At 71.5% G+C, this 14,724-nt stretch carries 13 protein-coding genes and 2 tRNA genes; 8 read left to right on the top strand and 7 right to left on the bottom strand.

Translation table 11 applies throughout. The features are described 5' to 3' along the window. Positions 1-131: 131 nt before the first annotated feature. From ACIPUC_RS21840 to ACIPUC_RS21855, 4 genes are all read left to right on the top strand, one after another. Complete coding sequence (locus ACIPUC_RS21840) at positions 132-3,017, top strand: UPF0182 family membrane protein (protein WP_446591881.1); 2,886 nt, start codon at positions 132-134, stop codon at positions 3,015-3,017. A 55-nt stretch (positions 3,018-3,072) separates the two neighbouring features. Beyond that, positions 3,073-3,146 (top strand) — tRNA-Met (locus ACIPUC_RS21845). 192 nt (positions 3,147-3,338) lie between these two features. Then, positions 3,339-5,195, top strand: coding sequence for a tetratricopeptide repeat protein (locus ACIPUC_RS21850; protein WP_446591450.1), 1,857 nt, complete (start codon positions 3,339-3,341; stop codon positions 5,193-5,195). 80 nt (positions 5,196-5,275) lie between these two features. Further along, positions 5,276-5,349, top strand: a tRNA-Met gene (locus ACIPUC_RS21855). Positions 5,350-5,459: 110 nt separating this feature from the next. Here ACIPUC_RS21855 and ACIPUC_RS21860 read toward each other — a convergent pair. Continuing rightward, entirely contained in the window at positions 5,460-5,876 is a 417-nt protein-coding gene (locus tag ACIPUC_RS21860; RefSeq protein WP_401198648.1) for a Fur family transcriptional regulator, read from the bottom strand. 130 nt (positions 5,877-6,006) lie between these two features. Between ACIPUC_RS21860 and ACIPUC_RS21865 the strand changes: the two genes are divergently transcribed. After that, complete coding sequence (locus ACIPUC_RS21865; RefSeq protein ID WP_446591452.1) at positions 6,007-7,476, top strand: catalase; 1,470 nt, start codon at positions 6,007-6,009, stop codon at positions 7,474-7,476. A 60-nt stretch (positions 7,477-7,536) separates the two neighbouring features. On the opposite strand, the gene ACIPUC_RS21870 is transcribed toward ACIPUC_RS21865, so the two are convergent. After that, positions 7,537-7,929 (bottom strand): CBS domain-containing protein, encoded by a 393-nt coding sequence (locus tag ACIPUC_RS21870; protein WP_446591454.1) that lies wholly within the window; start codon positions 7,927-7,929, stop codon positions 7,537-7,539. A 168-nt stretch (positions 7,930-8,097) separates the two neighbouring features. Beyond that, positions 8,098-8,901, bottom strand: coding sequence for a histidinol-phosphatase (gene hisN, locus ACIPUC_RS21875; RefSeq protein WP_446591456.1), 804 nt, complete (start codon positions 8,899-8,901; stop codon positions 8,098-8,100). Between the two features lie 114 nt (positions 8,902-9,015). On the opposite strand from hisN, the gene ACIPUC_RS21880 reads away from it, so the two are divergent. Then, positions 9,016-9,555: a TetR/AcrR family transcriptional regulator gene (locus ACIPUC_RS21880; RefSeq protein WP_446591458.1), complete on the top strand. Its 540-nt coding sequence runs from the start codon at positions 9,016-9,018 to the stop codon at positions 9,553-9,555. On the opposite strand, the gene ACIPUC_RS21885 is transcribed toward ACIPUC_RS21880, so the two are convergent. From ACIPUC_RS21885 to ACIPUC_RS21900, 4 genes are all read right to left on the bottom strand, one after another. Next, positions 9,521-9,844 (bottom strand): DMT family transporter, encoded by a 324-nt coding sequence (locus ACIPUC_RS21885; RefSeq protein ID WP_069921864.1) that lies wholly within the window; start codon positions 9,842-9,844, stop codon positions 9,521-9,523. The genes ACIPUC_RS21880 and ACIPUC_RS21885 overlap by 35 nt on opposite strands. 91 nt (positions 9,845-9,935) lie before the next feature. Further along, positions 9,936-10,946: a ribosome small subunit-dependent GTPase A gene (rsgA, locus tag ACIPUC_RS21890; RefSeq protein ID WP_446591460.1), complete on the bottom strand. Its 1,011-nt coding sequence runs from the start codon at positions 10,944-10,946 to the stop codon at positions 9,936-9,938. Positions 10,947-10,955: 9 nt separating this feature from the next. Beyond that, positions 10,956-12,311 carry a 3-phosphoshikimate 1-carboxyvinyltransferase gene (gene aroA, locus ACIPUC_RS21895; RefSeq protein ID WP_446591462.1) on the bottom strand — a complete coding sequence of 452 codons (1,356 nt, stop codon included), beginning with the start codon at positions 12,309-12,311 and terminating at the stop codon, positions 10,956-10,958. Between the two features lie 53 nt (positions 12,312-12,364). Then, positions 12,365-13,078 carry a M50 family metallopeptidase gene (locus ACIPUC_RS21900; RefSeq protein ID WP_446591464.1) on the bottom strand — a complete coding sequence of 238 codons (714 nt, stop codon included), beginning with the start codon at positions 13,076-13,078 and terminating at the stop codon, positions 12,365-12,367. Positions 13,079-13,131: 53 nt separating this feature from the next. On the opposite strand from ACIPUC_RS21900, the gene ACIPUC_RS21905 reads away from it, so the two are divergent. Both ACIPUC_RS21905 and ACIPUC_RS21910 read left to right on the top strand, forming a co-directional pair. After that, positions 13,132-13,950 (top strand): SOS response-associated peptidase, encoded by an 819-nt coding sequence (locus ACIPUC_RS21905; protein ID WP_446591466.1) that lies wholly within the window; start codon positions 13,132-13,134, stop codon positions 13,948-13,950. Between the two features lie 19 nt (positions 13,951-13,969). Continuing rightward, complete coding sequence (locus ACIPUC_RS21910) at positions 13,970-14,611, top strand: alpha/beta hydrolase family protein (RefSeq protein ID WP_446591467.1); 642 nt, start codon at positions 13,970-13,972, stop codon at positions 14,609-14,611. Positions 14,612-14,724: the final 113 nt, after the last annotated feature.

Here is a 14,724-nt window from a genome sequence, read left to right on the forward strand (position 1 = left end):
GAACTGACTAAAGCCTCAGTAAGTTGCATGAGTGGGCTCTACGATCGGGGGCCCGTTGAATACCAGACCCTCCCCCGGACTCCGTCCGGGGGGACCCCAGACTTTCAGAGGTGCGCACCTTGGCTTTCCAGATGCCGGACCGCGGCGGAGGCCCTTCGGGGCCACGGATGAGAGTCGGCCGCCCGTCCAGGCGGGCCCGCACTCTCCTCATGACCTTGGGCGTGCTGGCCGTCCTGCTCATGCTCTTCATCATGTTCGCGGGCTTCTGGACGGACTGGCTCTGGTTCCGCTCCGTGAAGTACTCCACCGTCTTCACCACCACGCTGTGGACCAAGATCGGCCTCTTCGCCGTCTTCGGCCTGCTGATGGCGGGTGCCGTCGGGTTCAACATCTGGCTGGCGCACCGGCTGCGGCCGCCGCTCAGCGCGATGTCGATGGAGCAGCAGAGCCTCGACCGGTACCGGATGAGCGTCGCCCCGTACAAGAGGTGGCTGCTGCTGGGCATCTCCGTGCTCGTCGGCCTGATCGCGGGAGCCTCGGCGGCCGGCCAGTGGAAGACCTGGCTGATGTACGTGAACGGGGTGCCCTTCGGCAAGAAGGACCCCGAGTTCCACCTGGACGTGTCGTTCTACACCTTCGACCTGCCCTGGTACCGCTTCCTCCTCGGCTTCGGCTTCGCCGCGGTCGTGCTGTCGGTGATCGCCGCGGCCGTCGTGCACTACCTGTACGGCGGACTGCGCGTGACCAGCCCGGGTCCCCGGGCCACCGCCGCTGCGACCGGCCACCTGTCGGTGCTGCTCGGCCTCTTCGTCACGCTCAAGGCGATCGCGTACTGGCTCGACCGGTACGGCCTCGCCGTGAAGTCCAGTGACTTCAAGGCCGCGGACAACTGGACCGGCCTGCGCTACGTCGACGCGAACGCGTACCTCCCGGCGAAGACGATCCTCATCGCCATCGCCGCGATCTGCGCCGCGCTGTTCTTCGCGACCCTGTGGCGCCGCACCTGGCAGCTGCCGGTCATCGGCTTCGGCCTGATGGTGCTCTCGGCGATCCTGATCGGCGGGCTGTACCCGGCGATCGTGCAGAAGTTCCAGGTCCAGCCGAACGAGCAGGCCAAGGAATCGCCGTACGTCGAGAAGAACATCAAGGCGACGCGCGACGCCTACGGGATCGCCGGCTCCGAGGTCAAGGACTACGCGGGCGTCCCGGCCGCGGGGACGGACAAGGGCCAGCTGCGCAAGGCGGCCGACACGACCGCCAGCGTCCGCCTGCTCGACCCGAACATCGTCTCGCCGGCCTTCCAGCAGCTCCAGCAGGTCAAGGGCTACTACGCGTTCCCGTCCACGCTCGCCGTGGACCGGTACAGCGGCCAGGACACGGTCATCGGGCTGCGCGAGCTGAACATCGCCGGCATCCCGAAGAACAACTGGATCAACGACCACTTCAAGTACACGCACGGTTACGGCGTGGTCGCGGCCAAGGGCACCACCGTCGGTGACCAGGGCGCTCCCGACTTCACCCAGTCCGACCTGCCCTCCAAGGGCATGTTCGGCACGGACTTCGAGCAGCGCATCTACTACGGCGAGCAGACGAAGCAGTACTCGATCGTCGGCGGACCGCAGAAGGAGCTCGACTACTCGGACGACAAGGGCGAGAAGGAGACGAGCTACACCGGCAAGTCCGGCGTCAGCCTCGACAACCCGATCAACCGGGCGGCGTACGCGCTGACCTTCAGCGAGCCGCAGATCCTCTACTCCGGCGCCATCGGCGACGGCTCGCGGATCCTGTACAACCGCACGCCCAAGGAGCGCGTCGAGGCCGTCGCCCCGTGGCTGACCATCGACGGCGCCCCGTACCCGGCGGTCGTCGAGGGCCGGGTCAAGTGGATCGTGGACGCGTACACGACCACGAACGGCTACCCGTACGCCTCGCGCACCACGCTGGGCCAGAGCACCGCGGACTCGCTGACCAACAGCCAGCGCGCGGTCGTGGCGCAGGAGAACCAGGTCAACTACATCCGGAATTCGGTGAAGGCCACCGTCGACGCCTACGACGGCACGGTCAGCCTGTACCAGTGGGACACCCAGGACCCGGTCCTGAAGACCTGGATGAAGGCGTTCCCGGGCACGGTGAAGCCCAAGAGCGACATCTCCAAGCCGCTCATGGACCACCTGCGCTACCCGCAGGACCTGTTCAAGGTCCAGCGCGAGCTGCTGACCCGCTACCACGTCACCGACCCGCAGACCTTCCTCAGCGGCAGTGAGGCCTGGGCCGTCCCCGACGACCCGACGACCAAGGCCGGCACAGCGGTCCCGCCGTACTACCTGTCGATGAAGCTGCCGGGCCAGACGGAGAAGGACCAGGTCTTCTCGCTCACCACGACGTTCACGCCGAACGAGCGGGACAACCTGAGCGCCTTCATGGCGGTCAACGCCGATCCGGGCACCCCCGACTACGGCAAGATCAGCGTCCTGAAGCTGCCGACCAGCAAGCCGGTCGACGGCCCCAAGCAGGTCCAGAGCAAGTTCCAGTCCGAGCCGAAGATCGCCGAGTCGATCCGCCTGCTGCGCGGTGGTGACTCGGAGGTCGAGTACGGAAACCTGCTCACGGTCCCGCTCGACGGCGGAATGCTCTACGTGGAGCCGGTGTACGTGCGCAGTTCGGGGCTGAAGTACCCGCTGCTGCGCAAGGTGCTGGTGACGTACGGCGGGCAGACCGCGTTCGAGGACACGCTGGAGAAGGCGTTGAACGTGGTCTTCGGGGCCGAGGCTCCGACCACGCCGGTGCCGCCGGCCCAGCCTCCGGGCGAGGGCACCACCACGCCCCCGGCCACCGGCCAGGACCCGACGGTCAAGGCGGCGCTCGCCGATGCCCAGAAGGCCATCGAGGATGCCGAGAAGGCCCGGCAGGCAGGCGACTGGGCGGCCTTCGGCAAGGCGCAGGAGGACATCAAGGCGGCGCTGAAGCGGGCGATCGACGCGGAGGCGAAGCTGACGGCCCCCAAGCCTGGCGGCTGACCGGCCAAAACCGGTAATGGCTCCGTCCCGCGTCGTGATACTGTGGTTTCACCGACGCGGGGTGGAGCAGCTCGGTAGCTCGCTGGGCTCATAACCCAGAGGTCGCAGGTTCAAATCCTGTCCCCGCTACTGAAGACGAAGGCCCGGATCCATGGGATCCGGGCCTTCGTCATGTCCGGGGTGGACACGCGTTAGCTGAGACGGGTGAGTTGGGGCGGGAGCGTGTTTGACTTGACGCTCTATGGGCATGTCGACAAAACGCTGTAGTGACCTCACTGGCTGCGACATACCAGGTGTACGCGGGTAGCAGGTGATGCGACGATGGGATTTATGGGGGACAGGTCAACTCTGCTGGAGACAGGGCGGTTTGCGAGGGCGGATGCCGAGCCGGGTACGGGAGCCGGTGACTCGGCTCCCGTTGTCAACGCGCAAACCGCGCTGACCGATGCGGATTTCGCGGAGGAAATGTTCGCCGAGACCGACGCGGCGAGCGACGCCGAGCTCGAGGCCCGGCACCGGGTGGCCGCCGACAAGGGCGACCCGGGCGCCATGAGCGTGCTCGGTGCGCTGCTGCTGCGCCGCGGCGACCTGGACGGGGCCGAGCCGTACCTGCGCGGCGCCACGGGGGAAGGGGACCGGGCCGCCGCGAACAACCTGGGCGTACTGCTGCACCAGCGGGGCTACCCGGAGGAGGCGGCCGGCTGGTGGCGGGTCGCCGCCGTGGCCGGATCCGCTCCGGCCGCGCACGCCCTGGGCCGCCACTTCCGCGAGCGCGGGGACGAGCCCGCCGCCGAGTACTGGCTCCGCCAGGCGGCGGAATCCGGCCACGCGCTGGGGGCGTACGGTCTGGCGGACCTCCTCGAGCACCGCGGGGACAAGGGCGTGGAGCGGTGGTTCCGCGCAGCGGCGGAGCAGGGGCACCGCGAAGCCGCGTACCGGCTGGCACGGCACCTGCGCAAGGGCGACCCCGCCGAGGCCGAGCAGTGGTACCGGCAGGCCGCCGCGCGCGGACACCGCCGGGCCGCCCTGCACCTGGGCGCGCTGCTCGAGGCGCGCGGGGAGCTCAAGGAGGCCGGGCGCTGGTACCTGACCTCCGCCAAGCAGGGCGAGGCCCGCGCGGCCTGCGCACTGGGGTTCCTGCTGCGCGACGCCGGGGACGAGGACAGCGCCGCCGCGTGGTGGCACCGCGCTGCCCAGGACGGCGACGGCAACGCCGCGAACGCGCTGGGCGCCCTGCACGCCGCCCGCGGCGAGACCCAGACCGCCGAGCGCTGGTACCGCACCGCCATGGACGCGGGCGACCAGAACGGGGCGTACAACCTTGCTTTGCTGTGCGTCGCACAGGACCGCACCGCGCAGGCCGAGCAGTGGTACCGGCGGGCGGCCTACGCGGGCCACCGCGAGGCGGCCAACGCGCTCGCCATTCTGCTGCTCCAGGGCGGGGACGCGGCGGGCGCGGAGCCGTGGTTCTCGAAGGCGGCCGAGGCGGGCAGCGTGGACGCCGCCTTCAACCTCGGGATCCTGTTCGCCAGCCGCGACGAGGACCGCACGGCGCTGAAGTGGTACGAGCGGGCCGCGTCGGCCGGTCACACCGACGCCGCGCTCCAGGTGGGCATCGCGCTGGTGCGCGACGGCGAGGAGCGGGCGGCCGAGCGGCACCTGCGGTGCGCGGCGGGCGGCGGCAGTGCGGAGGCGGCCTTCCGGCTGGCCTCGCTGCTGGAGTCGCTGGCGCCGCCGCCGGAGCCGGTGGCGCTGGGCGAGCCGGTGGGCGGTGCCCCGCGGACCGAGAGCGAGGAGTGGTACGAGCGGGCCGCCGAGCTGGGGCACCGCCGGGCGCAGGTGCGCGTCGGCATGCTCGCCGCCGCCCGGGGCGACCTGACGGCCGCCGCGCGCTGGTACCGGGAGGCGGCCGAGGCCGGTTCCCGCAACGGCGCGTTCAACCTCGGGCTGCTGCTGGCCCGCGAGGGGAGCGAGCCGGAGGCCGCCTTGTGGTGGACCCGCGCCGCCGTGGCCGGCCACGGCCGCGCCGCGCTGCGGCTGGGGCTGCTGGCGGCGCGCCACGGGGACCTCGCCGAGGGGCAGAAGTGGTGCGTGCGCGCCATGGAACTGGGCCCGGCGGAGGTCTCGGAGCGGGCGGCCCGGCTCCGCGACGCCCTCGCCGAGGAGCTCTCGGCCTGATCCCGGCCCGGGGGCTCGGCCGGCGTCCGTTAACCGATTTGCATCTGTCGTGGGGCCTCACGTAAAGTCGTGTTTACCGACGCGGGGTGGAGCAGCTCGGTAGCTCGCTGGGCTCATAACCCAGAGGTCGCAGGTTCAAATCCTGTCCCCGCTACTGAAGACTCAGGGCCCGGATCCCATGGATCCGGGCCCTGAGTCGTTTCGCATATGAGAAGCAGCAGGGCCCGGACTCCGTGGGAGTCCGGGCCCTGCTCGTGTCCGGGTTCAGGCGGCGGCGCAGTTCGGGCAGATTCCGCGGTAGGTCACCTCGACCGCCGAGACCACGAAGCCGAAGCGCTCCGTGTCCGGCAGGTCGCTCAGCGGGTTACCCGCCGGGTGGACGTCGCGGATCGCGCCGCACTGGGCGCACACCAGGTGCTGGTGGGGCCGGTGGGCGTTCGGGTCGTACCGCTTGGCGCGGCGGTCCGTGGAGACCTCCAGCACCTCGCCGAGCGTCACGAGCTCGCCCAGCGTGTTGTAGACCGTCGCCCGGGAGATCTCCGGCAGTTTGGCCACGGCGCGCGCGTGTACCTCGTCGGCCGTCAGGTGAACGTGGTCACCGTCGAGCACCTCGGCCACGACACGCCGCTGTGCGGTCATGCGCCATCCGCGTCCGCGAAGTCGTTCCAGCAGGTCACTCATGTACGCCAGCCTAACAGTGAGGGGTATCCGGTGTAACTCCCGAAGCGATACGGATTTAGATGCTTACTTGACTTAGACAAAGTCTAATGTAGCCTCGGTTGGACAAACGCCAGGGACAGGACACGCAGGAATGACGCAGGAGGCGCACGTGACGCAGGGACCGCTCACCACGGAGGCCGGGGCTCCGGTCGCCGACAACCAGAACAGCGAGACGGCAGGTGTCGGCGGGCCCGTCCTCGTCCAGGACCAGCTGCTGCTCGAGAAGCTCGCGCACTTCAACCGCGAGCGCATTCCGGAGCGCGTGGTGCACGCCCGCGGCGCCGGGGCGTACGGCACCTTCACGCTGACCCGTGACGTCTCGCAGTGGACCCGCGCCGCGTTCCTGTCCGAGGTCGGCAAGCAGACCGAGACCTTCCTGCGCTTCTCCACCGTCGCGGGCAGCCTCGGCAGCGCCGACGCCGTGCGCGACCCGCGCGGCTGGGCGCTGAAGTTCTACACCGAAGAGGGCAACTACGACCTCGTCGGCAACAACACCCCGGTGTTCTTCATCAAGGACGCGATCAAGTTCCCGGACTTCATCCACACCCAGAAGCGCGACCCGTACACGGGCTCGCAGGAGGCGGACAACGTCTGGGACTTCTGGGGCCTGTCGCCCGAGTCGACCCACCAGGTGACCTGGCTGTTCGGTGACCGCGGCATCCCGGCGTCCTACCGCCACATGAACGGCTACGGCTCGCACACGTTCCAGTGGAACAACGAGGCCGGCGAGGTCTTCTGGGTCAAGTACCACTTCAAGACCGACCAGGGCATCAAGAACCTCACCCAGGCCGAGGCGAACCGGCTCGCCGGCGAGGACCCGGACAGCCACCAGCGGGACCTGCGCGAGGCCATCGAGCGCGGCGAGTTCCCGACCTGGACCGTGCAGGTCCAGATCATGCCGGAGGCCGAGGCGGCGACCTACCGCTTCAACCCGTTCGACCTCACCAAGGTGTGGCCGCACGAGGACTACCCGCCGATCGAGATCGGCACGCTGGAGCTCAACCGCAACCCGGACAACGTCTTCGCCGAGGTCGAGCAGAGCATCTTCAGCCCGGCCCACTTCGTCCCCGGTATCGGTCCGTCCCCGGACAAGATGCTCCAGGGCCGCCTCTTCGGCTACGGCGACGCCCACCGCTACCGCGTCGGCGTCAACGCCGACCACCTGCCGGTGAACCGCCCGCACGCCGCCGAGGCGCGCACCCACTCCCGCGACGGCCACCTGTACGACGGCCGCCACAAGGGTGCGAAGAACTACGAGCCGAACAGCTTCGGCGGCCCGCACCAGACCGGCCGCCCGCTGTGGCAGCCCCTCCCGGTGACCGGCGGCACGGGCAACCACGCCGCGCCGATCCACCGCGAGGACAACGACTTCGTCCAGGCGGGCAACCTCTACCGCCTGTACTCCGAGGACGAGAAGTCCCGTCTCATCGAGAACCTGGCCGGCTTCATCGCCAAGGTCTCCCGTGACGACATCGCCGAGCGCGCGATCGACAACTTCCGCCGGGCGGACGGCGACTTCGGCAAGCGGCTCGACGCCGCGGTCCAGGCCCTTCGCGGCTAGGCCGCCTGCCGTGGCAAGGTGACGGGCCGGAACCCCCGCGGGTTCCGGCCCGTCGTCGCGCTATGCCGCGACCGTGCGCCGCGCGGGCACCCAGCAGCGGATGACGTCGCGCACGGAGACGATGCCCACCGGGCCGCCGTGCTCCAGCACGATCAGGTGCCGGAAGCCGCCGTGGGCCATGGCCTCGGCCGCCTCCTGCAGGGTGGCGTCCGGGGTGCAGAACACCACGTTGTTGGTGGTGTGCGCACCCACGGTCTCGTGGTCGGGATCGTGTCCCGCGCCGATCGAGTTGAGGATGTCGCGCTCGGTCAGGATGCCTATCCCGCTGTGGTCGGGGTCGAGTACGACGGCTGCGCCGACGCGCCGCCCCGACATCAGGCAGGCCGCCTGGCGCAGGGTGTGCGCGGGTCCGAGGGTGAGGATCACGGTGCTCATTGCGTCACGGACGAGCATGAAGAGAGCCACCTCCTGGGGTGAGTTCCCTCCGCTCGGGTGTGGTGCGCCCGCGGATCCTAGAGAAAGGATTCACAAGCGCACAAGCGGGGGGATTCTCAGATTCCCACGGACACGCACCGTCAACAAGGGGGCACGCACAGGCCGCGGCCCGGCGCTCGGGCGCACTCAGGCGCGCGGGCGCAGCAGCTCCAGCATCTCCTCGTGGAGCAGCCCGTTCGAGGCCGCCGCGTTCCCGCCGTGCACCCCGTCCACCCCGTCCAGGCCGGTGAACCGGCCGCCCGCCTCCTGGACCACGACGGCGATGGCCGCCATGTCCCACAGGTTCAGCTCCGGTTCGGCGCACAGGTCCAGCGAGCCCTCCGCGACCATCATGTACGGCCAGAAGTCGCCGTAGCCGCGCGTCCGCCAGCAGGCGCGGGTCAGGTCCAGGAAGCCGGCGAGGCGTCCCTGCTCCTCCCAGCCGGTCAGCGAGGAGTACGCGAACGAGGCGTCGCCCAGCCCGGCCACCTTCGAGACGCCGATCGGCGTGGTCTCGCCGAGCGCGCCTCCCGCGTACGCGCCGCCGCCCCGCACCGCCCACCAGCGGCGGCCCAGCGCGGGCGCGGACACCACGCCCACCACGGGGCGGAAGACGCCGTCCTCGCCCTCCGCCATCAGGGAGATCAGGGTCGCCCAGACCGGGACCCCGCGCACGTAGTTCTTCGTACCGTCGATCGGGTCCACGACCCAGCGCCGCGGGCCGCTGCCCTGGAGGCCGTACTCCTCGCCGAGGATCGCGTCGTCGGGCCGGGCGGCTTCGATGCCCGCCCGGATGATCGCCTCGGCGGCCTGGTCCGCCTCGCTCACCGGGGTCATGTCCGGCTTCGTCTCGACCTTGAGGTCGAGGGCACGGAACCGCTCCATCGTCGCGACGTCGGCCGCGTCGGCGAGTTCGAGGGCAAGGCGCAGGTCATCGTCATACTCGGACATGGCCGAACAGTATCGCGGCGGCCGCGGCGGCCGGGACGCGCCCTTGACAGGATCTGTCGGCCCGTCAACTCTGGCCCGGGGGGACCCAGCGGGACGGCCCAGTGGGAGGCGACGATGCCGGCAGCCCGGGAGACCTTGCTGGAGGCGGCGGGAGCAGCGCTCTCCGCGCGCCCCTGGCCGGCCGTGCGGATGGTCGACGTCGCGGCGGCCGCCGGGGTGTCCCGGCAGACCCTCTACAACGAGTTCGGCGGCAAGGGGGGCCTGGGCCGCGCCCTGATCCGGCGCGAGGGCGAGTGGTACCTCGACGGGGTGGAGCGGGCCCTGTCCACCCCGGGCCCGACCGCCCAACGGCTCGCCGCGGTCGCGGAGTGGACCGTACGGGCTGCTCGCGCGCATCCCCTCGTACGGGCCCTGCTGACCGGGTTCTGGGACCCGGACCTGCCCGCCTCGGGCCGCGCTCCCGGGCCCGGAGAGCTGGCCCGGGCCGTCCGGGACCGGGCGGCGGCCGCGCTCATGCCGGCGGAGGACCTCCAGCGGTGCGAGCTCGCGATACGGCTCGCGCTCTCCTACGTGGTGGCCCCGGGGGAGGAGCCGGGGGCGGGGGAACTGCTGCGGCTGCTCAGTGCGCAGAACCGGACAGCTGGAGCCCGATGACCCCGAGGATCACCAGGGAGATCGAGACGAGCTTGAGGGTGGAGACCAGGTCGCCGAGGAAGACCATGCCGTAGATGGCCGTCCCGGCGGCGCCGATACCGGTCCACACCGCGTACGCCGGACCCACGTCCAGCTTCTTGAGGGCCAGGGTGAGCAGGCCGAAGCTGCCCAGCGCGAAGCAGGCGAACGCGACGGTCGGCCACAGCCGGGTGAAGCCGTGGGACAGCTTGAGGCAGACCGCGAAGCCGGTCTCCAGGATTCCCGCAACCACGACGAGCAGCCACGCCATGTCGAATGCCTCCCCGCGTCACGTGAATTCTCGTCACTTGGTGCGATTATGCATTTGTCCAGACGCGATCTTCGGCAAACCCGACGACGTGTCAGTCGCCTTCGCGGCGCTCCCGCGTCTCCAGCAGCCGCCGCAGCGAATACAGCCGCGCCGGGTCGGCGTGGCCGTCCTCCACCCACTTGTCGAGCGCGCAGTCCGGCTCGTCGTGACTGCACGCGCGCGGGCACTCCTCGGTACCCGGCACCAGGTCGGGAAAGGCCAGGATCACCCGGGACGGGTCCACGTGGTGCAGGCCGAAGGACCGCACGCCCGGGGTGTCGATGACCCAGCCGTCCATCCCGGGCAGCGGAAGCGCCAGGGCGGAGGTGGTGGTGTGGCGGCCGCGCCCGGTGACCGCGTTGACCACGCCGGTCGCCCGCTTGCGGTCCGGCGCCACCAGCGAGTTGACCAGGGTGGTCTTGCCGACGCCCGAGTGCCCCACGAACGCGGTGATCCGGCCCTCCAGGCGCTCGCGCACCTTGTCGGCCGCGTCGCCGGTCGCGAGCTCCTCGCGGTTGGTCACCACGTAGTTCACGCCGAGCGTCGAGTAGATCTCCAGGATCTTGTCGGCGGAGGTCAGATCGGACTTGGTGAGCACCAGCAGCGGTTCCAGCCCGGCGTCGTACGCGGCCACCAGGCAGCGGTCGATCATCCGGGGCCGCGGCTCCGGGTCGGCCAGGGCCGTCACGATGGCCAGCTGGTCGGCGTTGGCCACGACCACCCGCTCGTACGGGTCGTCGTCGTCGGCGGTGCGCCGCAGCACGGACTTGCGCTCCTCGATCCGCACGATCCGGGCGAGGGTGTCCTTCTTGCCGGACAGGTCGCCGACGATCCAGACCCGGTCGCCGACCACCGCCGCCTTGCGGCCCAGTTCCCTTGACTTCATCGCGTGGACCGTGCGGTCCTCGACCAGGCAGGTCAGCCGCCCGCGGTCGACGGTGAGGACGAAGCCCTCGGAGGCGTCCTCGTGCTTGGGCCGGATGCTCGTCCGCGGCCGGTTGCCCTTGGGGTTGGGGCGCTGGCGGATGTCGTCCTCGTCGGTGTGCTTGCCGTACCTGCGCATGACGGGGCCCTACGCTCCCGCTCCCGCTGCGGAATCTCCCGCGAGCATGTCCGTCCACATCGCCGGGAAGTCCGGCAGGGTCTTCGCGGTCGTCGCCACGTTCTCGATCACCACGCCCTCCACCGCCAGGCCGATCACCGCACCCGCGGTGGCCATCCGGTGGTCGTCGTACGTGTGGAAGGTGCCGCCGTGCAGCGGGCGCGGCCGGATGTGCAGGCCGTCCGCCGTCTCGGTGACATCGCCGCCGAGCGCGTTGATCTCCCGGGTGAGCGCGGCCAGCCGGTCCGTCTCGTGCATGCGCAGGTGCTGGACCCCGCGCAGGACCGACTCCGAGTCGGCCAGGGCCGCCACCGCCGCGATGCCCGGGGTGAGCTCGCCGACCTCGCCCAGGTCCACGTCGATGCCGTGGATCTTGCCGGTGCCGGTGAAGACCAGGCCCGCGTCGGTCAGCTCGCAGGAGCCGCCCATCTCCGTGAAGATCCGGCGCAGCGCGTCACCGGGCTGAGTGGTGCGGCGCGGCCAGTCCGGGATGGTGACCGTACCGCCGGTGATCAGCGCCGCGGCCAGGAAGGGCTGGGCGTTGGACAGGTCCGGCTCCACCACCAGGTCGCGGCCGAGTACGGCGCCGGGGGACACCCGCCACACGTTCTTCTCGCCGCCCGACTCGGGGGTGTCGACCTGGGCGCCGGCCGCCCGCAGCATCTCCACCGTCATCCGGATGTGCGGCATCGACGGCAGGTGGGTGCCCACGTGCCGCACCTCGACGCCCTGGTTGAACCGCGGGGCGGAGAGCAGCAGCGCGGAGACGAACTGGGAGGAGTTGGTGGCGTCGATCTCCACGACCCCGCCCTCCAGGGCCCCGCCGCCCTGCACGGTCAGCGGCAGCGCGCCCCGGCCCTCGTCGTCGATCCGGGCGCCGAGGGTGCGCAGGGCCTCGATGACCTGGCCCAGCGGGCGCTCGTAGGAGCGGGGGTCGCCGTCGAAGCGGATGTCGCCGTCGGAGAGGGTGGCGACGGGCGGCAGGAAGCGCATGACCGTGCCCGCGTTGCCGACGTCGACGGTGGCCGGGCCGTGCAGGGCGGCCGGGATGATCCGCCAGGCCTCGCCGCCCGCGCCGGCCCCGGCGGAGCTGGAGGAGACGGTCTCCTCGATGCCCACGCCCATCGCGCGCAGGGCGTCCGCCATCAGCTGGGAATCGCGCGAGCGCAGCGGCCGGCGCACCCAGCCGGGTTCGGCGGCGAGCGCGGCGAGCACGAGGGCGCGGTTGGTGACCGACTTGGACCCCGGCACGGTGACGGTGGCGTGGACGGCAGCGTCGGCAATCGGGGCGGGCCAGAGGGCGGGGAGCGCGGGGGTCTCGGTCATGGCCCCCACTTTAGTGGCTTCCTCCGGCCCCGGATCTTGATCGCTTGGCCGTCTCAGAGGGCGAGAAGCCAACGCCCGCCGCCCACCAGGGAGCACAGGGCGACGACGTGGAAGAGGAGCAGCCACACCACCGGGTGCACGTGGGTGAGCCGGCCGAGCTGGTCCGCGTCGGAATCCGGCGCTCCGCCGTGCCGGCGCTTGGCCCCGAGCTCGAAGACCGGCCGGACACCGCCGAGCAGCAGGAACCACACCACGGCGTACGCGAAGACGGCCTGCACCTCGGAGGGGGCCGTCCAGGACACCAGCACGAAGGTCCCGCCGGTCAGCACCACGGTCAGCGCCCCGTACGCGTTGCGGATCATCACCAGCATCGCCACCAGCAGGGCGGTGGCCGCCCACAGCAGCAGCGTGATCCGGTGCGCGGACAGCAGCGCGGCCCCGCCGAGCCCGAGCAGCGAGGGCGCGGTGTACCCGGCCGCGGCGGTCAGGACCATGCCCAGGCCGGTCGGCTTGCCCCGGCTGACGGTGACCCCGCTGGTGTCGGAGTGCAGCCGTATGCCGTCGAGCCGCCGCCCGGTCAGCAGCGCCAGCAGGCCGTGGCCGCCCTCGTGCGCGATGGTCACGGCGTTGCGCGACAGCCGCCACAGCGGGCGCGGGCCCACGGCGGCCAGGGCGGCCAGGCCGGTCGCGATCACGAGCCAGAGGTCGGGCGCGGTCTGTATACCCGTGAGCCGGTCCCACAGGCCGGCCGTCGTGCTGCTGTCCATGGAGGGGCGGACTCCTTGCGGTGGGGTGTCGGTGACATGGCAGTGTGGCAGGCATGTGCGGACGGTTTGCAGCGAGTCGTAGACCCGAGGACCTGGTGGAGGCCTTCGGCATCGAGAAGTGGGAGCCCGAGGAGACCCTGGCCCCCGACTTCAACGTGGCGCCGACCAAACAGGTCCACGTCGTCCTCGACCGTCCCCTGAAAGACGCGTCAGACCCCCGCCCGGTTCGCCAGCTGCGCACGGTGAAATGGGGGCTCGTGCCCTCCTGGGCGGCGAACCCCGACGGCGCCGCCCGGATGATCAACGCCCGGTCGGAGACCCTCGCCGAGAAGCCCTCCTTCCGCCGCCCCTTCGCGCAGCGCCGCTGCATCGTCCCCGCCGACGGCTACTACGAGTGGGTCACCGCCCACGACGAGCGGCAGCTGGAGGTGGAGGGGAAGAAGAAGCGGGCCCGCAAGCAGCCCTACTTCGTGCTCCCCGCCGACGGCTCCGTCTTCGCCATGGCCGGCATATACGAGTTCTGGCGCGACCGGACCCTGCCCGACCAGCACCCGCTCGCCTGGTGGGTCACCTGCTCGGTGATCACCACCGAGGCCGAGACCGGGCCGCTGGGGGCGGCTCCCGCCGAAGGGCCGCGCTCGCTGTCCGACATCCACCCGCGGATGCCGCTCATGCTGACCCCGGACCGCTGGGACGCCTGGCTGGACCCGGCCGACACCGACACCGAGGGCTCGCTGCGGGAGCTGCTGGCCGCGCCGCCGGGCGGCCTGATGCGGGCCTACCCGGTGTCCACGGCCGTGAGCAACGTACGCAACAACGCGCCGGAGCTGCTCGCCGAACTGGCCGCGCCGGAAGAGGGCACCCTGTTCTGATCCGGGCAGGATGGGGCGCATGAGCACGCGTACCCAGAGCGTCGACACCCCGGCGGGCGAGGCCCGCATCACCTGGCACACCGCCCGCACGGCCCGGCTCGTGCTCGCCGTGAGCCACGGCGCGGGCGGCGGCATCGAGGCCCGCGACCTCCAGGCGCTGGCAGCCGCCCTGCCCGCGCACGGGATCACCGTGGCCCTCGTCGAACAGCCCTGGCGGGTCGCCGGGAAGAAGGTCGCCGCCGCGCCCAAGGTGCTCGACGAGGGGTGGCACGGGCTGTGGCCCGCCCTCGCGAAGCCCGGACTGCCCGTGGTCGCGGGCGGCCGCAGCGCCGGGGCCCGGGTGGCCTGCCGGACCGCCGCCGCACTGGGCGCGGCCGGGGTGCTGGCGCTGGCGTTCCCGCTGCACCCGCCGGGCAAGCCGGAGAAGTCCCGGGCCGAGGAGCTGCTGGGCGCCGGGCGGCCCACGCTCGTGGTCCAGGGCGGCCGCGACCCCTTCGGGCGCCCGGAGGAGTTCCCGCAGGGCGGCGCGTACACGCTGGTGGAGATCCCGCACGGGGACCACGGTTTCGCCGTGCCCAAGAGGGCCGGCGTCACCCAGGAGGCGGCGCTCGCCCTGATCACCGGAGCGGTGGCCGAATGGCTCTGCGCACTCGAGGTCTGATCGAGGCCCGGCGGATCCCGGGGTGATCCGGATCACCCCCTCCCGCAACCCCCCGGACGGGCCGAAACCCGCGCCCCCACTGGGGAATGCGCCGCCCTCACCGTCTGTTGTGC

The organism is Streptomyces sp. LARHCF249 (assembly GCF_052871255.1).